The organism is Micromonospora salmantinae (assembly GCF_022230905.1).
GTDB lineage: Bacteria > Actinomycetota > Actinomycetes > Mycobacteriales > Micromonosporaceae > Micromonospora > Micromonospora salmantinae.
Window position 1 is genome coordinate 77,608 of record NZ_JAKKFG010000013.1, and the last position, 21,986, is coordinate 99,593.

Sequence of the window (21,986 nt, forward strand, 5' to 3'; positions counted from 1 at the left end):
TGATCACCGAGCTGGGGTGGGGGTCAGTAGGGGTTTCCTTCGCCTGGGGGGCGGGCGTGGAGGAGGGCGGCCGGGCGGCCGGGCAGGTCCCGTGCGCCGGACATCGGTGGGCTCGGCGTGTGGTCGCCGTCGGCCATTCCGGCGAAGAGTTCCTTGAGCGTCGTCAGCGCACTGATCTTGGGCTGCCAGCCCAGCTCGGTCTCCGCGCGCTCGCTGGACATCAGCGGGGCGTTCAGACCCAGCTCCACCCAGCCCGCGTCGACCGGTTGCAGCCGCGCCCGCCAGGTCAGCGCCGCCGCCGCCCGCAGCACCGGCGCGGCGACCGGCACCGTCCAACCATGGAAGTGCCGGGCCACCAGCTCCGGAGTGAGCACCGGGTCCGCGGCGACATTGAAGGCGCCGCGCGCATCACCCAACACCGCCCGGGCGTACGCGTCGGCCACGTCATCGGCGTGCACCGCCTGCATCCGCAACCGGCGGTTCGTCGGCACCAGCGGAATCCGGCCGAAGCGCAGCAGCCGCACCGGCGCCAACGGGCCGAGGAAGTAACGCGTGATCTCCGCACCGGCGGCCCGCTGGAAGATCAACCCGGGTCGCATCCGCACCACCCGCAGCGTCGGCTGATCCCGTTCGACCTCGTTCAGCAGAGCCTCGACCTCCGCCTTGTGCTCGCTGTAAGACGAACCGGGCACACCGGTGGCCGGCCACCGCTCACTGATCGGGTGATCCTTCGGGCCGGGCGCGTAGGTGCCGACCGACGAGGCGTACACCAGGGCCGGAACTCCGGCCTGGACCACCGCGTTGATCACCGCCCGGCTGCCCTCGACGTTGGTCCGGCGCAGCACCCGCTGGTCGTGGCTGGGCTGGATCTGCCAGGCCAGGTGCACCACCGCGTCAGCACCCGCGAACACCTCGGCGAGCTGCCCGACCGCGCCCGGCGCGCCGATGTCGCAGGAGTGCCACTCCACCTGGTCGTACGGCTCGCCGGCGTCCGGGCCGGGCAACCGTCGAACGACCCCGGCCAGCTCCACGCCCCGCTCCCGGCGCAGCCGGCGCAGCAGCGCCGTACCGACGTTGCCGCTGGCCCCCACCACCACGATCCGCATGCCCGACCCCGTACCCGCCCAGCAGCAGCTCAACCACCCATCAGCGCGGCGGGGGGCCTGCGGCGCGCGCGGCTCGATCCACTCGACTTCCTGAAAGTCGGGGTGTCCGAGCGCGCAGTACACCCCGACTTCCGGGATCCCGAGTCGATCAAGGGCGAGGGGACTCCCGTACCCAGCTGTGCTTCTCCTTGCCCCGCCTACCGGCAGTGGCGGCCAGGCAGCGTGGGCAGATCCAGCCCACCGCGTCCGCCTCGGTGAGCACGTCGGTACCCGAGTAGTCGAAGGGCACGTGCGGGAAGCGACGCAGCCGGGTCCGGCTCAGCGCCAGGCCACAGACCGTCTGGTTCTGGCCGGGCAACCAGGCGTGCACCTCCCCACCCGGCTGGCGTACGCCATCGCGCCCGACCTCCTCCCCGGAGGCCGCCACGGCCGGCAAGCGGCTCGATCCCATGCCGGTCCTGGTTCCCCATCGGCCCCCACCCATGCGCCGCCGAACGAGGTCGCTCGATTCACCCCAGCTCACCGACCCCGCCACATCGCTGATCCTGCCGAAGTCAGGCCCCTGTCATCGCAGTCGAGCGGTGCCCGCAGGTCGGACAGACGTCGTCGAGCACTCGTCGACGTACGGTCTGGTGTCGGGCGGCCTGGCCGGCGAGAGCCGCTGCCAGCAGTGCCGCGCCGACAAGAAGGATCGACCCGGCTGTGACGGCATAGGCCGTCGGGGCGGGCCCGCCGCCGCTGGTACCCCAGGTCGCCTGGCTGAGTTGGTCGGCGCTGAACAGGCCGGCCGGGGTGGCGAGCAGCAGGGTCGCCCAGAGGCCTGCGTCATCGGCTCGCAGGGCGCGACCGAGGCCGACGAGCAGGACCAGTACGAACATCGACCCCCCGGCCATCGCCAGCAGTTCGGGGGTCGAGCCGTACGAGGTGAACATGTTGCCGCCGTTCTCGGCGGCGCTGAATGCCACCGATACGGCCGTCACACAACCGGCCGTGAACGGCGGCAGGCTACGCACGACCCAACCGGGATGGGAGGGCAGCGCAAGCGTGGCCAGGCCGAGCGCGACGGCGGGGACCAGCACGAACAGCGGCGGCCCAGGTTGGCCGGTGACGGCGGCCACTGGCGGCACGGCGACAGTCAGTAGGAGACCACCGGCCGCGACGGTTCGAGCCCAGGCCCCGGGCAGCGCCGTGGCGGCGAGGCCGACGAGCAGCCAGCCAAGCCAGATCACTGCGCCGAGGGTCTGGAACGGACCAACCGGGTCCAGCCGAGCGAAACGCGGATCTTCGAACTCGACCTGCAGGAGCAGGAAGGCGGAGACCGCGACCAGGGTGTTCAGCGCGGCGGTCGCGGCCAGTGGAAGAGCCGCAACCAGCCCGAGAGCGCCGTACCCGCGCAGTCGCTCCCGGAGCCCGGCGCCGAGCAGATCGACGGCGTCGTGTGGGGATGGCCAGCGCCGGCCCGGATCGACGGTGTCGAGGTACGTCCCGACGATCTCGTCGCCCCGCTCAGCCTGGTAGTCACCCGGGTAGGCCCACAGCAGCCGCCGGTAGCGGGACTCCAGCGGCGACCCGGCCTGTTCCTGCGCGGGATTGGGCTGGTTCATGCCGGGCCTCCGGTCGGTCGAAGGACGGGGTGGGCGGCCGTTCCGGGGATGGTGAGAGGGCCGCGTGAGATGCCGTCGACGGTGCGGGTGCCCGCAGGTCGGGCACGTAACCGCTGCGTGGCGGCCTCGACGTTGCGGCGCAGTCGTTCGGTCTCGGCGGTGAGCACGGACCGGCCCGCTTCGGTGAGCCGGTAGTAGCGGCGTAACCGTCCCTCGACGACCTCCTCGTGGGCACGCTCGACCAGCCCTTCGTCGGTGAGGCGGTCGAGTGCGCCGTAGAGGGTGCCGGGCCGCAGCGCCAGCCGCCCATCGGAGAGGGCCGCGACGTCGCTGATGATGCCGTAGCCGTGCATGGATTCCCGCGCAAGGGCAGTCAGGATCAAGAAGGTGGGTTCCCGCAGTGGCGTGGGTGTGGCCATGACGCCAATATATCGGTGATGAAGCTATACCGGTGACGAAGCAATGCAGAAGTTTGCCGGAGGCGTCGAGGCCGGCTGCGGACGCGAGCCACCTCGCCAGTTGGTCATCCCGGCGGGCCGCTCGGCCTTGCACCAGCAACGGCGGCAGTCCCAACGCCCACACCGTCGTGGGCGTAGATCAGCATCGCTCCTCTGGCCCGGGGGCGGACATCAGCCGGGGCGCAGACCGTCGGGTAACCTGAGCGCGCGGGCCGCTAGCTCAATGGCAGAGCTGTGGACTTTTAATCCATAGGTTCAGGGTTCGAGTCCCTGGCGGCCCACTCCGTTCCAGCTCAGCGGCCCTTTGTAGGGCCGCTGTCTTTGTCAGCACGACTCGTACAGCAGCGAAGTACAGCAGTAGCGCTCCACCGGTCCAGTGCTCTGCCGAGCCGCTTGAGCGCGTTGCGGGTGGCTAGCTTGGCGCTTCGGCGCCATCCACATGGAGTACACATGCCCAACGTGGTCCTCATCGCCGGGCCGGTAGTCGACCTGGCTTCCGCTGCGTGGGCTATGGCAGACGCCATCGGCCTACAGGTTGTCAGCGCAGGTAACGTCTTCCGCGGTCACGTGCAGCAGCAGACTTCGCTGGGCAAAGAGGCGAGCCGGTATATGCAGGCCGGACATCTTGTCCCGGATGAGCTAATGGTCAAAGCCATCGCTGACGCCCTAACCAACGCCGACGGTGGCTGGGTGCTGTACAACTTCCCTCGCAACATCCGCCAAGCTGAGTTGCAGACGCAGAGCGGCCATGTCCCCGACACAGTGATCGAAGTTGTCCTTACGGAGGACCAACTCCGCCTCGCCGCGCAGGGCCGGGTGGAACGTCAGATAGACCTGGACTCTCAGCAAGCCGAGCGACGCCAGGAACTCTTGCTGATGTACTCGCATTCACAGGAGACCTACCGAGAGCAGGTCGAGCCGTTGCGCGCCTATTACCGGGCCCATGGCCTGTGGCAAACCGTCAGTGGCTTCGGCGACTTCGAGGACGTAGCAGCCAGGCTGATCCCAATCGCCTCTGCCAGTAGACGCCACTCCTGATATCGCGCAGGTAGGCCGGCCGCCGGGCGACGTGGGAGGACTTTCCTCACATCTATCAAGGCGGGCCTGGACGTGCCGCACGCGCCGCCGCCTGGGCGCGCGTCCGTCGCTCCGACTCCGGCCACGCAACACGCCCGGCGGCTGGCGCGGAAGCGGTCAGCCCATGGGGCCGGCAGCCGGCCGGGCCGCGCGGTCACGAGCCCGCGCGGCATAGTGCAGCGCACGCCGGCTGCGTCGGCGAACTGGCGGCGGGTAGCGGGGTTGCGGTTACTTCGCCTCCGGCGGGGCGCTCGGGCTCCAGGATGTTCGGGGGTCCGTCGGCGGGTGCCGGGCCGTGGGTGGTTGCGGTAGGCCATCCCGCCTGCCATCGACCCGGGTAAGCCGAGCAGGCCACCGCCCGACCCGCCAGCGTCCGACCGTGCGTCAAGGCCGTCTTGACGTGGCGGGCCGAGAATCTCTCCAACCGGATGGCAGCGACCAACACCTTGAGACCGCATCCACCCGACGGGGGTCGGCACGATTCGTCGGCAGAATGGCTTTCGACAGCAGCGCTGACAGCAGCCGCGCCGGACGGCGGCACGCTGACGAGTCCGGGCATAGACGAAGCTCCGAGCGTGCGGCCGTTCCCGGACGACGTGCACAGAGCCTGTAAGCGAGACGTCCTAGCTCGGCGAAGGCACCGGGGACTATCGGGGAAGTGGGTTGGCGACGTAGACGCCCTTGCCCTGGCGCCCGTCGATCAAGCCCTCAGCTTTGAGCACGAGCATGGAAGCGCGGATCACCGTGTTGCTGACTTCGTAGTGCTCGCACAAGGCAGCGAAGGACGGCAGCTTGTCGCCCGGGTTCAACTGGCCGGAGCTGATCTGCTCGCGGATATCTCGGGCGACCTGTAGGTACGCAGCTTCAGACATAGGTGGTGCTCCCAGCTTGGCGGCTGGTGCAAGCAGACCACAACTCAAGCTCGACTTACAACGCTATGTGTTATCAGTCGTTGACTATGCGCACATTGCGTCCTACGTTGCTTGTGGGGTTACCCAGCTTGGCGGCCGGGTTGCCCCGCCGTGGGTGCCCTGTCTCCGGACACGGCTGACCGGGTGCCCACGGAACCCCCCAAGCGTCGGCCGGAGGCACGGTGACCAGACCAAACGATGCAACTGCCTCAGACACCGGTGCCGGCCGTGCGACCCGGGATTCCGGACATTGGCAGCGAAGGTTGGAGAGCACTCGGCGGCGGGTGGCCTACGACGAGTACGTCATCGCAGTGGCACTCACCCTGGCCCGACGCCATCGGCCGATGTGGTCCTGGCGGCACTGGCGACGCGTCTGCCACTGCGGAGCCGACCTGCCATGCAGAAGCCTCCACCTCATCCCAATCAACCGCGGTCACTGGCCGAGTCAGGACGGCCCGCAATGACAACCCACCTCCCGGTCACGCCGGTTTGGACGTGCAGCGGCTGTGGTGCCGACTGGCCCTGTCACACCCGCCGGCGAGAGCTGCGAGCGGAGTACGACCGAGCCCCGGTGTCACTCGCCCTGTACCTGGCAGCCCAGCTCGTCGAGGCCGCCCAGGACTTGGCCCACGTCCCCGCCGGCCACCTGCACTATCGATTCCTCGGCTGGACCCAATGAGCATCCTGCGACCCGGCGACGAGAAGTTCCACTACAGCGACGGCTCCCACAAGTGGATCCCGCCGGACCCCGACTACGACCAGGAGGTCTGGGACGAGCAGGTCCGCCAACACAAGCACGGCCACCTGAGGAACGAGCGCCCGAAGGTGCGCATCCAGCGCCTCGTTTGACGCCAGCAATACCGCAGCGAAGTACAGCGACCGTGCCAGCCGAACCAGGCCGAGAAGCGCGCACGCTGGACCGGTAAGCGGCTACAGCTCTTCTTCTCCGCTGCAGCCCGGCGGGTCACGGCGCGGCCGTGACGTGTCCGCCTAGGTGATCACCGGGCAAGCTGGTCAGTGATGATGCGGCTGCCCATCTTGACTACCGGACTTCCGTCGAGACCGGGTCGAGGAAGAAGAGGCACTGGGCGGGTTTGAACTCGCCTACCTCGGCGACGAAGCGGAACGTGTCGCCTTCGCCGACGGTGGCGGGGATCTGCTTGCCGGTTAGTTTCAGGTCGAGGATGTTGACGTCCTCGTACTTGAAGGCCGGGCCGACTGCCGTGTTCGGGCCCTTGTCGCCTGGGCCCAGGAGGAAGTCGTAGCGAGTGTCGTAGTCACCGTGGGGCACCATGTTCACGATCGAGCCGTTGAACGCGACCGTCTTGCCCTCGTGCCTGGTCGCGAAGGCCAGGTTCGCGTCGTCGCAACTGTCCGCCTTCAGCAGCGCGGCGAACTCCGGATTGTTCTGCGGCGTGATCACCTCAGTGGCAGCCGACTCGACAGCGGTCGGAGCCGGCGTAGCAGACGGTTTCTCACTCACAGCAGCCGTCGACTTGTCTGACTCGTCCTTCTTTTCGTCTCCGCCGCTGAGGGCAGAGGCGGCGCCGATGACGACAGCGAGGATCACGAGGACGGCGGCTGCCGCGCCGATCAGGAGCCACGGCTGCGGCTTCTTCGGCCGACGGAAGTCGACGGTGGAGCGAAGCGTGCCTGGGGCCTGTTGCACGAGCTCCCAGCCATCCTTCTGCATCTTCGAGATGACCCAGCCGTCGGTGCCGCGAACTGGCCGTACGGTCTTGTACTCGTACATGATCTCGTCGGCCATGCGGCTCCGCGCCCCCTAAATGGACTGCTCACACCAACTGCCTGGCGCAGCATAGGGGACAGGCACCACTGACACCGGCTCCGTGTAACGCCGGGCTGATCGACGACGCCTGATGAGTGGAGATCTTGATCTCCAATACGGCCTTCACCCTCCTGGGAGGGCCGTCACCTGCGACGTGAGGAACCTATGCGCCCTCGTTCCCTTTCCCGCTCGATCCGACGTACCTTCGCAACCTCGCTGGCCACCCTCGCCCTCGTCGGGGGCACGGCGGCCCTCGCTCCGGCCGACGCGGTGGCGGCCGGGCGACTCCAGCCCGATCTGGTCGTCGATCTGATGATGACCGACGTGCTGAATCCGGCGGAGGGCGAGACCTTCTCCGCCGAGATCGACATCCGGAACTACGGCACCGGAGCGTCGGACCCGATCAGCGTCACGGTCGCGGTGCCCGCCGGGCTCAGGACCACGACCCCGTCGGTCGGTGACCCTGCCTGGACCTGCACGGCAGTGAGCACGACGAGCTACACGTGCTCGTATCCGCAATTGGCGGCCGGTGGTCGGGCGAGCCGGCTGTTCGTGCCGTTCGTCGTGGCCGGCGCGACACCGGGCAGCAGGGTGCCCATCACCACGAGCATCACCCCGCAACGCCGCGAGGCGAACACCGACAACAACACCGAATCCGTCACGGTGGCGATCTCGGGCACGTGCGTCATCCGCGGCAGTGTGTGGCACGACCTTGACCGGGATGGGCAGCGCGAGGCGGATGAGCCGGCCATCGCCGGTGGCCCGGACGGCGTGTTGGAGGTGAGTCTGTCGAGTCCGCAGCGACAGGCAATTGGCGGTGGCTCGGCCACCGTCAACCCGGACGGAACCTGGTCGATCACCGCCCGCACCGAGCTGCTGTACGAGGTCCGGCTGGAGGCAGCCGCCACGTACGGCCGGACTGTCGCAGACGTGGGTGACGACGCCACGGACTCGGACATCGTGAGGTCGTACCAGTTCGAGCCGACCCTGCTCGTCGCCAGCGCCGAATTCCAGGCCGTGCATGGCGCGGAGTACGTGGTCGACGCCGGCCTGGTCAGCCAGAGCTGAGCCCCTCGCCGCCCGCCCGAGATGTTTCGGGCGGGCGGCGATCCGGACAGACAGCAGCGGCTCCGCCGGTGGGGGCGGTGATGATGACACCTGGCGCCGGAGGCTGACGTAGATATCCTCTTCAGGTGCTGGCCCGTGTGGAGATCGTTGACATGGGTCCGGCGCTGCGAAGGGACTATCGACATGCCCCGTGTGGTACCGGCGGTCAACCGCGCGCTCGACGTCCTCGAACTGTTCCTGGACTGCCCCCAGTTGTCGGCCCGCCAGGTGATGGAGCGGCTCGATCTGCCCCGCACGACCGTCCACGAGTTGCTGGTGACGCTTGAGGCTCGCGCGTACCTGATCTCCGTACCGGGTCAGCCGGTGCACTATCGGCTCGGCATGCCGCTGTTCCAGCTGGGTGCGGCGTTCGCCGGCCGGCTTGATCTGGTCCGCGAGGCGCAGGGCGTGGCGCGGGACGTGGCTGCCGCGTGCGACGAGGCGGTTCATGTGGCGGTGCTCGACCGCGCCGATGTCATCTACCTGGTGAAGTTCGACAGCACGCACCCCGTCCGGATGGTTTCCGGGGTCGGGCTGCGGCTGCCCGCGCACTGCACGGCCGTTGGCAAGGTACTGCTGTCGGCTCTCGATCAGGCGGACCTGGACGCCGTCCTGCTGAAGGACCCCCTGCCGGGCATGACGCCGGACAGCATCACCGACCCGGATCTTCTTCGTGAGCATCTGAACCGTGTCCGGGCGGAGGGTGTCGCGGTCGACATCGGCGAGTCGGACACCGCGATGCGCTGTGTCGCTGCGGGGATCCGGGACCATACCGGTGCCATCATCGCTGGGATGAGTCTGTCCGCGCCGAGCATTCGTTGGACACCTCAGGTGCAGGTGGAGTGGACCGGGCTGGTTCGCGAGGGCGCGGCTGTGTTGTCGGCCCGCATGGGCTACCGGGCGCAATCTCGGTAGGCAACCTCCCGCTTTCGGTTCGAAACAACATCGAAACATTGACATCGCTCACCGCGCTGCCCTAGCGTCGCGACCACTCGATACGGTATATCGAACCTAGTTCGAAATCTCGAACGGCGGTGGTCCTGTGACCCGACCGAACTGGAACGTCAGCGCTATTGCCTCGGCCCGGTCGCCGATCGCCTCAACCTCGTCGCGCTACCCGGAGAGCGCCACCCGACATGTCTCGGGTGGCTCCGACGAAGCGCGCGTGAGCGGACGTCCCACGGTGACGGGCGGGCCCGCTCACCACCGTAGGAACCCACGAACGAATTGATCTCGACGGGCGCCCCTCGGTGGTCGCCGGCAGAAACCAACTGCAACACAAGCATCGCGGTGTTCGCCAGTAAGACCTTCGGCGTGCAGCCGTGCGCGGGGAGAAGAAGGAGGCGGGTGTCCATGGAGGACAAGTCGGGGTGGTCGCGGCGCGGCTTTCTGGGGATGGGAGTGGGGGTGCTCGGCGCGGCCGGTCTGGCCGCCTGTGGGGACGGCTCCGAATCGCCCACCAGGGTGCAGCCGGAGGTTCCGCAGGAGCTGATCGACGCCGCGGCGGCGATGAAGGGCTCCTCGATGGGCATGCTGTCGCAGAAGCTGTACTCGACGGCGGCGAACGAAGCCCTCGACAGCTCGATCAAGAAGTTCGCCGACAGCACCGGAACGAAGATCGAGAACAGTCTGGTCCAGGCCGACGCCGGTGACGTGGTGGCCAAGATCGACGCCGAGGTCAAGGGTGGGGTGGCCCGCGACCTGGCGTTCATGACCGACTCGCGGTTCGTCGCGCAGTTCCAGGCGCTGGGCGACCTGGAGGACGTGACGGACGTCGTCACGGCGCTGACCGCCAAGTACGGCGAGCCCTGCGCCGAGGCCAAGAACTTCTGCGTCTTCGACGGCAAGTGGTTCGCCATCCCGTACCACTTCATCGGGATCGGGTCGTTCCTGCGCAAGGACTGGATGCAGGACAAGGGCATCTCCCCCAAGGACATCTACAGCTGGGAGGAGCTGCGGGACCTGTGTCTGGAGATCTCCGATCCGAGCAAGCGCCGGTTCGGCTGGGGCATGACGGTGAACCGGTCCGGTGACGGCAACGGAATGATCGAGGCGCTGATCAACGCCTACGGCGGGTCGATCGCCGCCAACGACGGCCGGAAGGTCACCTTCAACACGCCGGAGACCGTGCAGGCGGTGACGTTCCTCGGCGACATCTACACCAACCCCAAGTACAAGCCGATGCTGCCACCGGGGATCGCGAGCTGGACCGACACCAGCAACAACGAGAACTGGCTCGCCGGGATCCTCGGTTATACCCGCAACCAGTTCAGCGTCTACGCGGACTCCAGGACCAAGAAGAACCCGGTGCACGCGAACACCCACGTGTTCTCCGACTGCATCGGGCCGGCGACCGACAATCCGCTGCTGCTCGGCCAGTCGCAGGGCTTCGTCGTCTTCAAGGGCGCCAAGAACCCGGCGCTCGCCAAGCTCCTGGCGCAGTACCTGGTCAGCGCGCCCGCGCTGCTCGGGGTGGCGAAGGAAGCACCCGGCCTGGTGATGCCCGCCTGGGAGAAGGTCTGGGACGCCGACCCGTTCTTCACCAGCGGGGACCCGGCGTTCCCCATGCTGCGCAAGATCACGGAATTGAAGCTGCCGCTGAACACGAAGAACGGCCTGGCCTTCCCGCAGAAGGCCAGCGCGGGCCAGCAGGCGGTGGGGTCGGCCTACGTCCTCACCGACATGATGCAGCAGGTCGTTCAGGGCACAGCGCCGGCGCAGGCCGTGACGGCTGCCCACGCGAAGATGGTGCAGATCTTCAACCAGCAGGGGCTGCCGCAGTGAAATCGGTCCGTCCTGCGCGGGTCCCGGCGGCGAGGAAATCCCCGCCGTCGGGGCCCGGCTCCCTCACCGCGGTCCAGCGGCGGCTGGGTCGCGACTGGCGACTCGCGGCCCTGTTCCTGGCGCCGATGGCCGTGCTGGTCGGCGGGCTCGTTCTCGTGCCGATCGCCCGGTCGATCATCACCAGCACCACCGAACGACACGGGCAGGACACCGTCTTCGTCGGCCTGGACAACTATCTCGCGCTCGTCGGCGACGATCAGTTCCACACCGGCGTGGTGAACTCGTTCGTCTTCACCGCGTACGCCGAGGTTTTCAAGGTCGTGCTGGGGTTGGCCGCGGCCCTGCTGCTGCACCATCGCCGCCGTGGGCGGGCCGTGCTGGCCGGGCTGCTCCTGGTGCCGTGGGTGGTGCCGACGGTGGTGACGGCGTTCAGCTGGCGCGCGCTGCTCGACCCGATCTTCGGCAGCGTCAACACGCTGCTCACCGCCACCGGGATCGGGCCGCTGCTGGCCAGCGCGCACCTGGTCGACAGCTGGCCCGCGGGCTGGCTGTCCGACCCGTCGCTGGCCATGCCGTCGGTGATCCTCGTCAACGTCTGGAAGGGAGTGCCGTTCTTCACCGTGTGTTTCCTCGCGGGGTTGAAGGCCATCCCGGCGGACCTCTACGAGGCGGCGACCATCGACGGCGCCTCGGCGTGGCAGCGATTCAGAAGCGTGACGCTGCCCGGACTGCGTCACGTGATCACCGTGACGGTGACCCTGTCGTCGATCTGGACGTTCAACAACTTCGACCTGGTCTGGTTGCTGACGCAGGGCGGCCCGGGCGACGTGACCGCGCCGTACGTGCTCATCGCCTACTCGAAGGCCATCCTGCAGCTCCAGTACGGCGCGGGCGCGGCGGTCACGCTCGTCATGCTGCCGATCATCGGTGGGCTGGTGTTCGTCCTGGTCCGGTTGTTGCGCCAGGACACCAACATCAAGCTGCCCCGGCGACGCCGGACAGCGTTGTGGACCGGGACACAGCGGTGGGCCGGGAAGGCGCGGAAGGCGCTGCCGTGGGTCGTCGCCGCGCTGGTCACCGGTCTGCTGGCCTGGGCGTCACCGAAGATCTTCTGGAAGGCGGCGGTGGTCCTCGGTGTGATTCTGCTGATCGCGGCGGGGGTCGGCCGAGTGGTCTCGACCCTCCAGTCCCGAGGTGGTCGCCGTTCGTCGTCAGTGGTGTCGGGACTGGGTTCCTGGGCCGCGCTGGCCGGCTTGCTCTTCTTCGTGCTGGGCCCGCTGTACTGGATCGCCGTCACGGCCTTCAAGTCCGAGGGCCAGGTCGTCATGCGCACCGACGACCTGTGGCCGACGCCGTGGACGCTTGAGCAGTTCGGCGCCCTGTTCGACAACCAGCCGTTCGGCCGCTGGTATCTCAACACCCTGCTGGTGTCCGCGGCGTCGACAGCGGTGGCACTGGTCTGCGCCGCCCTGGCTGGCTACGCGCTGGCCCGGCTGCGGTTCCGCGGGGCGCAGGGCTTCACCGTCACGGTGCTGCTCACCTACGTGATGCCTGGCGCGCTGCTGTTCATCCCGCTGTACCAGATGCTCATCGGCGTCCGCCTCACCGACTCGTTGTGGTCCCTGGTGGTGACGTACCCGACCTTCACGCTGCCGTTCGCCACCTGGCTGCTCGTGGGCTACTTCTCGTCGATCCCCATCGAGTTGGAGGAGGCCGCACTGGTCGACGGTTGCAGCCGCATCCAGGCGTTCGGCCGGGTGGTGCTGCCGCTGGCCAAGCCAGGGCTGCTGGCGGTCGCGCTCTTCACCCTGACCAACGCCTGGAACGAGTTCCTCTTCGCCTTCGTGTTCATCACGAAGGACGAGTACAAGACGCTCCCGGTGGGAATGCAATCGATGATCGCCGGGGACGTCGTACCGCAAGGACAGCTCGCTGCGGCGTCGCTGCTGGTCAGCATCCCCGTGGTGATCATGTACGCCCTCGGGCAGCGCTTCCTGACCGAAGGGCTCACCGCGGGCGCGGTGAAGGGCTGATTGGGGCAGCCGATCGCTCGCTACCAGGCCATGTTGATGACCCGCTCGATCACCGGGTGGTAGGCGTGCGGGCCGGAACGACGAGCCCGACGGGCTCGCCGTTCTGGCCCAACGTGTCTACGCGCCACCACTCACGGTCTGTGCGCGCGCGTAGGTGAGGAAGAGAGCGCCACTGTCCAGAACGGTGTGGTCGGTCAGGCGCCAGGTACGTGGTGCGAAGACGGCGTCACGGCCGAAGAGCGGAATGCCGGCACCAATGGTCAACGGGGCAAGCTTGATGATCAGCTGGTCGATCTCGGGGTAGAGGGCACCGGCCAGCGCGCCGCCGCCGATCACCCAGACGTCCTTGCCGTCGTGCCGCTTCAGCTCTCGTACGGTGGCAATCGGGTCTTGGCCGACGACCTCGACGGCCGGGTCCGGGCTGCTGCCCAGCGTCCGGGAGAACACCAGGTGGCGCAGGTGCGGGTAGGCGTCGGTCACGCCGGCCTTCAGGCCCACCTCGTACGAGTGGCGCCCTTCCAGCACGGTGTCGAACCGGCTGCCCTGGTCGGTGATGCCGAACGCCTGCCGGGCCGGACCGGGGAGCGTCTCCGGATATTCGCTGACGAGGTGGTGAAGGTAGTCGTCCGGGATGGGCCAGAACCCGCCGGGGCCGGTCGGGTCGGCGCCGTCGGGGCCGGCGATGAAGCCGTCCACTGTGGCGGCGATGTAATACACGAGCTTGCGCACGACGATCTCCTCGTTCAGTCTGCCGAATGCTGTTCGGCGACGACGTCCATCAGCCTGCCCATTACCGGCGCTCTCCGCTATTCGGCGCCGGCGATGATCGCGCCGCTGACCGTGTCCACATACCACCGCTGGTACTGCTCGATCGCCCATCCGCGTTGCCGGACGAGCCAGTCGAAGTTGCGGACGTCCTGGGCCAACCAGAGGATGTCGGCCACCTGATCGACGCCCAGGTCGGGCCGTACGCCTCCCGTGCCGACGAGTTCGGCGGCGAACATGGCCATGCCGCGGCGGCGGTCGTCGACGTTCTTGCGCCAGATCTCGGCGGCGTCCGGATCGGCAGTGGCCGCGCCGGCCAGCGCGAGCATCACCTGGGCCTGCCGGGCGTTGACCTCGGCCAGGTGACGGGCGTAGCGGGCGAGCTTGGCCCGGGGGTCGGTGAGGGCGCGGATCTCGGCGACGAAGGGCCGATCCGGCAGGGCCACCGGTTCGTCGTCGCCGGCCAGGGTGACGTCGACCAACTGGGAGAGCAGTTGCCGCTTGCTGCCGAACACCGCGTACAGGGTCTGGACCGCGACGCCGGCTTCCACGGCGACAGCGGTCAGCGGTGTGGCCGCGTAGCCCGGGTCGACGAACAGCCGGCCAGCCGCTTCGAGGATCGCTCGCCGGGTCTGTCGGGCCTGCTCCTGTCGGCGGGAAGAGTCATAACGTCTCTTGACAACCACCTCTCAAGTGTAGTGCTCTATTGGATAGAGGCTCACTCTATCGAGAGGTGACGGCCATGCCGTTCGGTGTGTTGCAGGAGATGCCCGGCGTCAGCGAGGCGGAATACCGGCAGGTGGAACGCCACCTCGGACCGGACCGGCCACCGGGCCTCCTCGCCCATGTCGCCGGGCCGACGGAGGACGGCTGGCGGATCATCAACGTCTGGCAGGACGAAGCGGCATTCCGCCGGTTCCAGTCCGAACGGCTGGTCCGGGCTGCTGGCTTGGCGGCACAGGAGGACGGCTTCGACCCGACGAAGGCGGCTCACTTCCGCTCGATGAGCGTCGACGGCACCGAGATGCCGTTCTGATGGCCGACACCGCAGGCCTGCGGGCCCGCGGCGCCGCCTTCTGGGCGGGCGCGGCAGCTGGCTGGATTCGCCACGCCGATCGGCAGGACGAGACCGGTCGGCCGCTGGGAGCGGCGGCCATGGATCGGCTGGCCGCACGACCCGCCGAGCGGATCCTCGATGTGGGCTGCGGCTGCGGCGGCACCACGGCCGAGATCGCCGCCGCGGTCGGCGAGACCGGCGCGGCGATCGGTGTCGACATCGACGTGGCGATGGTGACCGCCGCTCGACGCCGGTTCCCCATCGACGGGTACCCGGGCATCCAGTTCCAGGTGGCCGACATCGAGACTCTCGATGTCGTGCCTGGTGCCCCGTTCGACGCGGCGTACTCACGAATGACCCTGATGCTGTTGGCGGACCCGGTTGCCGGCTGCCGCACGATCCGGCGATCACTGCGCCCGGGAGGACGCCTCGCCGCTACCGTCTTCCGCGACAGCGGCGTCAACCCGTGGCTGTCCGCGGCGATGCTCGGTGCCGCACCACACCTCGGACCGTTACCACCGCTCCCGGTCGGTGACGAGCCCGGTCCGTTCGCGTTAGCCGACCCGGCGCGGCTCGTCCGGATCCTCACCACCGCCGGCTTCACCGCCGTCACGATCACACAGTGCGACGTAACTCTGGAGACTCCGGACGACGCCGACGCGGTGGCCGAATGGCTCATCGAGGTCGGCCCGGCCGGTACCGCGTACCGGGCGGCGCCGCCGGCTGGTCAGGCTTCGGCCCGGACGGGGGTCGCCCGGCTGCTCGGCCGGTTCCGTGAGCCTGGCGTCGGCTACCGGCTGCCCACCGGCCTCTGGCTCGTCACCGCGAACGCCGCCGGAACCCCTACCCACCACGAAACCCGTGAGGACAACATCCAATGAGTACGTTCCGACCGCTCGCACCAACCCTCTGCCTCGTGCTCGCCCTGACGGCGTGCACCGAGGCCGACGCGCCCGAGCCCGCTGCGGCGCCAGACACGACAGGATCGACCAGCGCGGCCGGATCCGCTCCGGCCGACGGCTCCCCCGTGTCGGCGAAGGACGTGTGCGCCTACCTGGACGGCCAGGTGCCGACGCTCAAGGGGATCGGGTCCGAGACGGGCGCGATGGCCAACCTCACAGTGAACCTCTATTCCTGGTACGAGAAGCAGGGCCCCGTACCCAACGGCCGTGACATCGACGACCAGACCAGCAAGGAATGCCCGGCGACCCGGACCGAGGTGCTCAAACTCGCCGGCATGGAGAGCTTCGAGCGGCTGTAGCCGCCCGCGAGCGGAGCGCCCGATCACCGGACGGTTTACGGCCGTCAGTGCCCCAGCCGCTTCTCGAACCAGTGGTGGGCGTAGCGCTCGGTGTTGTACGCCTCGATCTCCCGGTAACCGGTCGACCGGTACAGGGCGATCGCCTCGGTGAGGTTGCGGTTGGTGTCCAGCCGGACCGCTGTCGCGCCGCGCTCGGCGGCGTAGCGTTCCAACTCGCCCAGCAGCCGCCGCCCGACGCCGAGCCCGCGTACGGTGTCGGCCACCCACACGCGTTTGATCTCGGCGGGCGCGTCGGTGTGGAGTTTGACAGCGCCGCAGCCGATCGGTTCGCTGTTGAGGGTGGCGAGCAGGAGCACCCCGTTGGGCGGGACGAGCGCTTCGTCGTGCACCGGGTTGCTCAGCGCGGGGTCGAACCCGTCGTCGAACCGTCGCGCGATGTCGCGGGCATAGGCCCGCAGACACGCGCGGGCCCGCGGGTCGCTCGGCGGGCATGGCTCGACGACGACCATCGACCCGATGAGCAGCCGTTCGACCTCGGCCATCGCGGTGACGAGTCGTTCGCGACGGTGTTCGGTGAGTGGTTCGAGGATCGAGGCGGCGAGATCGTCCGACCGCTGGTCGAGGTCGGCCCACTGGGTCCGGCCGGCGTCGGTGAGCGTGGCGACGCGGACCCGGCCGTCGCCGCCGGCCCGGTCGGCCGGTCCGACGGCGATGAGGCCGTCGTTCTCCAGGGTGCGCAGGAGTCGGCTGAGGTATCCGGAGTCCAGGCCGAGCCGGGCCCGTAGCGCGGCGACCTCGGCACCGGCGGGGCCGATCTCCCAGAGCAGCCGGGCCTGCCCCAGCGGGCGCCCCTGGGCCATGTACTCGTCGTCGAGCGCACCCACCCGTTGGGTGACCGTCCGGTTGAACCGCCGCACGGCGGCGATGAGAGCCGAGTCCATATACCTGACTTTAGTCAGGCTTCTTGACTATGCGCCAGCTCGGTGCCGGTAGGACCCGATGCCGGCGTGGTCCAGGACGACCACCACGAGCACCACCCCGGTGGCGACCGCGCTGACCGCCAACAGCGGCAGCCGCAGAACGGCCGCCGCACCGGCCAGGACGAGCAGGGCGACAACCCGCGGCCAGGAGAGTCGCCGGTGGATCGCCGCCGAGAAGAGGATCCGCCCGACGAGGAACAGCATCGGGCCAGTCAGGATGACCAGGACCGCAGTCGTGTCACCGGTGCGCAGGGGGTGGGCGATGCTCAGCTCGGCGCCGACGGCGGTGACCACCAGCCCGGCGATCATCACCAGGTGCAGGTATCCGGTGGTGACCCCGAGTCGGGACGGGTCGGCGCGCTCGAGGGCCGGGCCGAGGCGCTGGCCGGCGGGCGTGACGTAGAGCAGACCGATCAGCACCGCGGTGGCGAAGACCAGCAGGAACGCGGCGGTCTGTGCCAAGACGAGGTCGGTGTCGGCGTACGAGAGGCCGGCCACCAGGACGAGTTCGCCGAGCGCAATGATCATGATTTGTTGGTACCGCTCGGCGAAGTGCTCACCGGCCAGGTGCAACTCCTGCGGCCCGGTCCGGCCCATCAGTGGCGTGGGCCAGCCGAGTCGTGGGCCGGTGAGATCGAGAGCGAGGGCGAGCAACCAGAGCGGCACCCGCCACTCCGGCAGAAACCCACCGGCCAACCACGGTACGGCCGAGACGCAGAACCAGCAGAGGATGCGCAGCGCCCGGCGCTGCCGCGGGTGACCACGTAGCGCGAGGACTGTGAACACACCCCGGGCGATGTGCACCGAGACGTACGCGCCGGCGAAGAGCAGGCCCCGCCCGTCCAACGCCTGCGGGACCGCCACCCCGGCCAGCAGGCTGCCCAGCGCGGCACCGACCAGCAGCCACCGAACCGCCGGGCTCTCCGGGTCGTACCAGTCGGCGAACCAGGTGGTGGTCACCCAGATCCACCAGACCCCGGTCAACAGCACTGCGGTGTGCAGCGCGCCGGCCACGCTGAGGTCGTGCAACAGGTGGGTGGCCAGCTGACTGAGGGCGAGCACGAACGCCAGATCGAAGAACAGCTCCAGGAACGAGGCGCTCAGCGGCGAGTCACCGCCCCGCAGCAGCCGTTCGGGTCTGCTCGCCATCGGCGCTCCTCCCGCTGGCGCACGCCCTGCGTCCGTCGTACCACCCGACACCGGCCACCGGAGGCGAAAGCGGGGTCAGCGGCGGCGCGACGCCTCGGGGGCGACGACCCACCGACCCCTCGTGTCGTTGATCCGGCTGCGCCCATGGTCACCGCTGACCACGGTGGGGGCACCGACTCAACGAGGAGGGACGCCGATGACCGCTCAGCGCGAGACCGTGCAGGTCGACCACGACCTGTTCCGCGCCGTGTACGACTCGCCCGCATCACTGCCCGGCCGACACCGCTGGACCACCCCCGAGTCGGACGTCCGGCGGCTGGAGAAACTGCTCGGCATGCCGGCGCGCAGCATCGGCGCCCCGCTCTGGGTCAGCGGCGACGAACCCGACTGCCCGAAGTGCCGCCGGCGGGTCACCTGGTACGACATCGTCTCGTCGGCGCTCTCCGGCCTGCACGACAAGGCCATGATCGCCACGGTCATCCTGGGCGAGCGCAAGTACGTCAACACCGAGATCCCGGATGCCATCGCCGGGGTGCGCTGCTCCGACTGTCACACAGCGATCGACGGTCTGCGCAGCTTCAAGTGCCACAACTGGGCGTATGCCTTCGAGGCGCTGGAGGCCGTCCGCGAGCGGATGGCCGGTGGTCCCGCCCCGACCTGAGCCGGAGCCCGCGCCAGCCTGAGCCGGTCGGTGCGGCTCAGTCGGCTGAGCGGCGGGTGGGGCGGCGGCCGGGCGGGGAGGGCGGCTCCGGGCCGGGGTCGGGCACCGGCGGCATCGGCCGGGTGACCGGCTCGGCGCCGGTGACCCGCAGCGACTCGCCGTGGTGCCACAGCTCGACCTCGGCATCCGTGGCGGCGTCGGGCAGCTCGTAGCGGGCCTCGGCCGGAGTCAACGTGACCCGCAGCCGGTGGCCGCGCCAGCGCAGGCTGAATGCCAGCCGGTCGATCCGGCGCGGCAGCCGGGGGTCGAAGGAGAGCATCCTCCGGTCGTCGCGCAGCCCACCGAAGCCCTGCACCAGCGCCAGCCACGCGCCGGCCAGCGAGGCCAGGTGCAGCCCGTCGGCGGTCTTGTCGCCCAGGTCGGCCAGGTCCTGAAGGACCGACTCGGCGAACAGGTCGTACGCCAGATCCAGGTGCCCGACCTCGGCGGCCAGCACCGCCTGCGGTGCCGCCGACAGCGACGAGTCGCGGACCGTGCGGGCCTGGTAGTAGGCCAGGTTGCGGGCCTTCTCGTCGGCGGTGAACTCACCGGGGCAGAGCTGCATGGCCAGCACCAGATCGGCCTGCTTGACCACCTGCTTGCGGTACAGCTCCAGGTATGGGAAGTGCAGCAGCAGCGGGTAGTCGTCGTCACCGGTGTTCGCGAAGTCCCACTCGGGCTGTTCGGTGAAGCCGGCGGCCTGCTGGTGCACCCCGCGCTCGCGGTCGTACGGGACGGCCATCGCATCGGCGGCGGCCCGCCAGCCGGCCACCTCGTCGCGGTCCACGCCGAGCCGGCCGGCCAGCTCGGGATGCGCCTCGGCGGCGTCCGCCGCGCCGCGCAGATTGCGCTTCGCCATCAGGTTGGTGAACACGTTGTCGTCGACCAGCGCGGCGTACTCGTCCGGGCCGGTCACCCCGTGCAGGTGGAAGTCGCCCTCGTCCGACCAGTGGCCGAAGCCGTGCCAGAGCCGGGCGGTCTCCACCAGCAGTTCCAGCCCCGCCCCGGCCAGGAACCCCTGGTCGTCGGTGGCCGCCAGGTAGCGCAACACCGCGTCGGCGATGTCGGCGTTGACGTGCAGCGCGGCGGTGCCCGCCGGCCAGTAGCCGGAGCTTTCCCGGCCGCCGATGGTGCGCCACGGGAAGGTCGCGCCGGTCAACCGCAGCTCGGCGGCCCGCTCCCGCGCCTCGGGGAGGTGGGCGTGCCGCCAACTCAGCGCCGAGCGGGCCACCGCCGGGGCCAGGTAGGTGAGCACCGGCAGGACGTAACTCTCGGTGTCCCAGAGGACGTGCCCGTCGTAGCCGTTGCCGGTCAACCCCTTGGCCGAGATGGTCCGGTCGGAGTCTGGGCGACCGGCCTGGATCAGGTGGAACATCGCGAACCGAACGGCCTGCTGAAGCTCCGGATCGCCGTCGAGCTGCACGTCGGCGACCTGCCAGGCCGCGTCCAGGGCGGCACGCTGGTCCGTGAGCAGGGCATCGAAGCCGTCCGCGCGCGCCGCGTCCGCCTCGGCGGCAACCAGGGCAGCCAACTCGTCGGCGGGCGTCGCGTCGACCGCCGCCCACTCGTAGGCGGCGAACTTCGTCAGCCGCAACCGCTCCCCCGGGTGCAGGCGACCCGTCACTGTCAGCCGTACCCGGTCCGGGGTGCAGTCACCGGTGGTGGTCACCGTGCCCGGCCCCTCCAGCAGGTGACTGACAGCGACCGCGACACGCTGGGCGCTGCGCTCGGTGCGGTGGACCAGCACGCCGTCGAGGCCTGTCGCACGGTACGTCTCGGCGGTCAGTGGGTCGGTGGGCACCGAGGCGGCCCGAGGGTCGTCCGAACGCTCCGGCACCGTCTCGTTGGCCAGCAGATCCGAGCAGACCCGCAGCTCGACGGCGGTGTCCAACGGCTCGACCTCGTACCGGACGGCGGCCACCGGGCGACGCGGCAGGGACACCAACCGGGTGCTGTGGATGCGCACGCCCCGCCCGGCCGGTGAGATCCACTCGGTTTCCCGGCGCAGCACGCCGGTACGCAGGTCGAGCACCCGTTGGTGGCTGCGCAGCGTCCCGGTCCGGAGATCCAACGGCTCGTCGTCGACCCAGAGCCGGATCAGCGCGGCGTTCGGTGCGCTGATGACGGTGTCGCTGGCCGGCGGAAACGCGTACCCCTCCTCGGGATAGCTCAGCTCGCGCCGCTCGTGGAAGCCACTGACGTAACTGCCTGGCATCCCGCACGGGGCACCCTCGTCGAGCACCCCACGCCAGCCGATCCACCCGTTGCCCAACGCGAAGATCGACTCGGTCTCGCCGAGCCGGTCCAGGTCGGCCTCCGTACGCCGGATCCGCCAGGTCTCGTCGTCCGCCGAAGCGGCGGTGGACTGCTGTTGGTCGGTGGCCGAACCGGTCTGCACGAGGCCTCCTGTCGATGTCGACGTCCTGCGACAGCCAACCAGAGCCGGCTGTGCGATTCCTGGACGAAGGTCGGGTGGGCCGTCCGACCTTCGACAGCAGCGATGCCCTCTGGTGCGTTCCTAGGGTGTCCCCAAGGTGAACAGGGTATGAACGTGAAGTGAGGTGATGCATGCTCGACAACGGCAGCATGGACGTTCCGGAGATCAGCGCCGAGTGGTACAGCGACGTCGTCGACGCCGCCGCCGGCAGCCCAGAGCCGGTGCAGTGGTTCGTCGGACACGCCACCGAGGGGGTGATCCTGCTACTCGGCGCGCTGCTGGTGATGGCCGCGCTGAGCCGCCGGTCCGGCGGCCCGCACGACCGGGCACTCGCCCTGATCGCGCCGGTGCCGGCCCTCCTGGCGTACGTGGGCAGCGAGTTCCTCAAGACCGTGGTGGACCAGGATCGGCCCTGCCGGACCATCGGTCGGGAGATCATCGCGGGTGCCTGCCCGCCCCCGGGCGACTGGTCGTTCCCCAGCAACCACGCCACCATCGCCGGTGCGCTGGCGGTCACCACGTTGCTGCTCTCCCGCCGACTCGGCCTGGTCGCGCTACCCCTGGCCGCGCTCGGCGCGTTCTCCCGGGTCTTCGTGGGTGTGCACTACCCGCACGACGTGATCGCGGGTGTGCTGTTCGGCGCCCTGGTCGCCGTGGTGCTCACCCCGTTGCTGGCCCGCCCGACCAGCGAGGTGCTCCGCCGCCGCGCCAACCGTCCCGACAGCCCGGTCCCCAAACTGGCCAGCCGCTCCCGCCCCTGACCACCGA

The 21,986-nt window shown here is 69.4% G+C and carries 23 protein-coding genes and 1 tRNA gene; 13 read left to right on the forward strand and 11 right to left on the reverse strand.

Features of this window, described 5'->3' with window-relative positions:
* Window positions 1–23: 23 nt before the first annotated feature.
* The 4 genes from PSH03_RS12710 to PSH03_RS12725 all read right to left on the reverse strand — a co-directional run bounded on the left by PSH03_RS12710 (window position 24) and on the right by PSH03_RS12725 (window position 3,129).
* Window positions 24–1,106 (reverse strand): NAD-dependent epimerase/dehydratase family protein, encoded by a 1,083-nt coding sequence (locus PSH03_RS12710; protein WP_238689222.1) that lies wholly within the window; start codon window positions 1,104–1,106, stop codon window positions 24–26.
* 148 nt (window positions 1,107–1,254) lie between these two features.
* On the reverse strand, window positions 1,255–1,557 hold the full coding sequence (locus PSH03_RS12715) for a hypothetical protein (protein WP_238689223.1): 303 nt from the start codon (window positions 1,555–1,557) through the stop codon (window positions 1,255–1,257).
* A gap of 103 nt (window positions 1,558–1,660) precedes the next feature.
* On the reverse strand, window positions 1,661–2,710 hold the full coding sequence (locus PSH03_RS12720; RefSeq protein WP_238689224.1) for a GlsB/YeaQ/YmgE family stress response membrane protein: 1,050 nt from the start codon (window positions 2,708–2,710) through the stop codon (window positions 1,661–1,663).
* Window positions 2,707–3,129, reverse strand: coding sequence for a PadR family transcriptional regulator (locus tag PSH03_RS12725; RefSeq protein ID WP_210784206.1), 423 nt, complete (start codon window positions 3,127–3,129; stop codon window positions 2,707–2,709). Before PSH03_RS12725 ends, PSH03_RS12720 begins: the two co-directional genes overlap by 4 nt.
* A gap of 248 nt (window positions 3,130–3,377) precedes the next feature.
* On the opposite strand from PSH03_RS12725, the gene PSH03_RS12730 reads away from it, so the two are divergent.
* Both PSH03_RS12730 and PSH03_RS12735 read left to right on the forward strand, forming a co-directional pair.
* Window positions 3,378–3,449 (forward strand) — tRNA-Lys (locus tag PSH03_RS12730).
* Window positions 3,450–3,618: 169 nt separating this feature from the next.
* Window positions 3,619–4,206 (forward strand): nucleoside monophosphate kinase, encoded by a 588-nt coding sequence (locus tag PSH03_RS12735; RefSeq protein ID WP_210784205.1) that lies wholly within the window; start codon window positions 3,619–3,621, stop codon window positions 4,204–4,206.
* 686 nt (window positions 4,207–4,892) lie between these two features.
* Here the strand turns inward: PSH03_RS12735 and PSH03_RS12740 are convergent.
* Complete coding sequence (locus PSH03_RS12740; protein ID WP_238689225.1) at window positions 4,893–5,117, reverse strand: winged helix-turn-helix domain-containing protein; 225 nt, start codon at window positions 5,115–5,117, stop codon at window positions 4,893–4,895.
* 499 nt (window positions 5,118–5,616) lie between these two features.
* On the opposite strand from PSH03_RS12740, the gene PSH03_RS32835 reads away from it, so the two are divergent.
* Both PSH03_RS32835 and PSH03_RS12745 read left to right on the forward strand, forming a co-directional pair.
* Entirely contained in the window at window positions 5,617–5,835 is a 219-nt protein-coding gene (locus tag PSH03_RS32835; protein WP_308194375.1) for a flavin reductase, read from the forward strand.
* Complete coding sequence (locus PSH03_RS12745) at window positions 5,832–6,005, forward strand: hypothetical protein (RefSeq protein ID WP_167362340.1); 174 nt, start codon at window positions 5,832–5,834, stop codon at window positions 6,003–6,005. The genes PSH03_RS32835 and PSH03_RS12745 overlap by 4 nt, the downstream gene beginning before the upstream one ends.
* A gap of 193 nt (window positions 6,006–6,198) precedes the next feature.
* Here the strand turns inward: PSH03_RS12745 and PSH03_RS12750 are convergent, their stop codons facing one another.
* The gene (locus PSH03_RS12750) at window positions 6,199–6,924 is read right to left on the reverse strand and encodes a DUF4839 domain-containing protein (RefSeq protein ID WP_238689226.1); all 726 of its coding nucleotides are present in this window, start codon (window positions 6,922–6,924) and stop codon (window positions 6,199–6,201) included.
* A 186-nt stretch (window positions 6,925–7,110) separates the two neighbouring features.
* On the opposite strand from PSH03_RS12750, the gene PSH03_RS12755 reads away from it, so the two are divergent.
* The 4 genes from PSH03_RS12755 to PSH03_RS12770 all read left to right on the forward strand — a co-directional run bounded on the left by PSH03_RS12755 (window position 7,111) and on the right by PSH03_RS12770 (window position 12,869).
* A complete protein-coding gene (locus PSH03_RS12755) occupies window positions 7,111–8,013 on the forward strand; it encodes an SdrD B-like domain-containing protein (RefSeq protein WP_210784202.1) in 903 nt (300 codons plus the stop codon).
* 147 nt (window positions 8,014–8,160) lie between these two features.
* Entirely contained in the window at window positions 8,161–8,967 is an 807-nt protein-coding gene (locus tag PSH03_RS12760) for an IclR family transcriptional regulator (RefSeq protein ID WP_238689227.1), read from the forward strand.
* 438 nt (window positions 8,968–9,405) lie between these two features.
* Window positions 9,406–10,836, forward strand: coding sequence for an extracellular solute-binding protein (locus PSH03_RS12765; RefSeq protein WP_238689228.1), 1,431 nt, complete (start codon window positions 9,406–9,408; stop codon window positions 10,834–10,836).
* A gap of 125 nt (window positions 10,837–10,961) precedes the next feature.
* Complete coding sequence (locus tag PSH03_RS12770) at window positions 10,962–12,869, forward strand: ABC transporter permease (RefSeq protein WP_238689229.1); 1,908 nt, start codon at window positions 10,962–10,964, stop codon at window positions 12,867–12,869.
* Between the two features lie 117 nt (window positions 12,870–12,986).
* Here the strand turns inward: PSH03_RS12770 and PSH03_RS12775 are convergent, their stop codons facing one another.
* Window positions 12,987–13,598, reverse strand: coding sequence for a dihydrofolate reductase family protein (locus tag PSH03_RS12775; protein ID WP_238689230.1), 612 nt, complete (start codon window positions 13,596–13,598; stop codon window positions 12,987–12,989).
* A 77-nt stretch (window positions 13,599–13,675) separates the two neighbouring features.
* The gene (locus PSH03_RS12780) at window positions 13,676–14,320 is read right to left on the reverse strand and encodes a TetR/AcrR family transcriptional regulator (protein WP_238689231.1); all 645 of its coding nucleotides are present in this window, start codon (window positions 14,318–14,320) and stop codon (window positions 13,676–13,678) included.
* A 56-nt stretch (window positions 14,321–14,376) separates the two neighbouring features.
* Here PSH03_RS12780 and PSH03_RS12785 point away from each other — a divergent pair, with 56 nt between their 5' ends.
* From PSH03_RS12785 to PSH03_RS12795, 3 genes are read left to right on the forward strand one after another with little or no spacing between them, the layout of a single operon-like run.
* Window positions 14,377–14,670: a hypothetical protein gene (locus PSH03_RS12785; RefSeq protein WP_210784198.1), complete on the forward strand. Its 294-nt coding sequence runs from the start codon at window positions 14,377–14,379 to the stop codon at window positions 14,668–14,670.
* Window positions 14,670–15,572, forward strand: coding sequence for a class I SAM-dependent methyltransferase (locus tag PSH03_RS12790; protein WP_238689232.1), 903 nt, complete (start codon window positions 14,670–14,672; stop codon window positions 15,570–15,572). Before PSH03_RS12785 ends, PSH03_RS12790 begins: the two co-directional genes overlap by 1 nt.
* Window positions 15,569–15,952 carry a hypothetical protein gene (locus PSH03_RS12795; protein WP_210784196.1) on the forward strand — a complete coding sequence of 128 codons (384 nt, stop codon included), beginning with the start codon at window positions 15,569–15,571 and terminating at the stop codon, window positions 15,950–15,952. The genes PSH03_RS12790 and PSH03_RS12795 overlap by 4 nt, the downstream gene beginning before the upstream one ends.
* Window positions 15,953–15,996: 44 nt before the next feature.
* On the opposite strand, the gene PSH03_RS12800 is transcribed toward PSH03_RS12795, so the two are convergent.
* Window positions 15,997–16,893 carry a helix-turn-helix domain-containing GNAT family N-acetyltransferase gene (locus PSH03_RS12800; protein WP_238689233.1) on the reverse strand — a complete coding sequence of 299 codons (897 nt, stop codon included), beginning with the start codon at window positions 16,891–16,893 and terminating at the stop codon, window positions 15,997–15,999.
* A 27-nt stretch (window positions 16,894–16,920) separates the two neighbouring features.
* Window positions 16,921–18,081, reverse strand: a complete 1,161-nt coding sequence (locus PSH03_RS12805) for a low temperature requirement protein A (protein ID WP_238689234.1) — start codon at window positions 18,079–18,081, stop codon at window positions 16,921–16,923.
* 196 nt (window positions 18,082–18,277) lie between these two features.
* On the opposite strand from PSH03_RS12805, the gene PSH03_RS12810 reads away from it, so the two are divergent.
* Window positions 18,278–18,742 carry a DUF8243 domain-containing protein gene (locus PSH03_RS12810; RefSeq protein ID WP_112586282.1) on the forward strand — a complete coding sequence of 155 codons (465 nt, stop codon included), beginning with the start codon at window positions 18,278–18,280 and terminating at the stop codon, window positions 18,740–18,742.
* Window positions 18,743–18,779: 37 nt separating this feature from the next.
* On the opposite strand, the gene PSH03_RS12815 is transcribed toward PSH03_RS12810, so the two are convergent.
* Window positions 18,780–21,179: a glycoside hydrolase family 65 protein gene (locus tag PSH03_RS12815; protein ID WP_238689235.1), complete on the reverse strand. Its 2,400-nt coding sequence runs from the start codon at window positions 21,177–21,179 to the stop codon at window positions 18,780–18,782.
* Window positions 21,180–21,349: 170 nt separating this feature from the next.
* Between PSH03_RS12815 and PSH03_RS12820 the strand changes: the two genes are divergently transcribed.
* Window positions 21,350–21,979, forward strand: a complete 630-nt coding sequence (locus PSH03_RS12820) for a phosphatase PAP2 family protein (RefSeq protein ID WP_210784192.1) — start codon at window positions 21,350–21,352, stop codon at window positions 21,977–21,979.
* Window positions 21,980–21,986 lie beyond the last annotated feature (7 nt).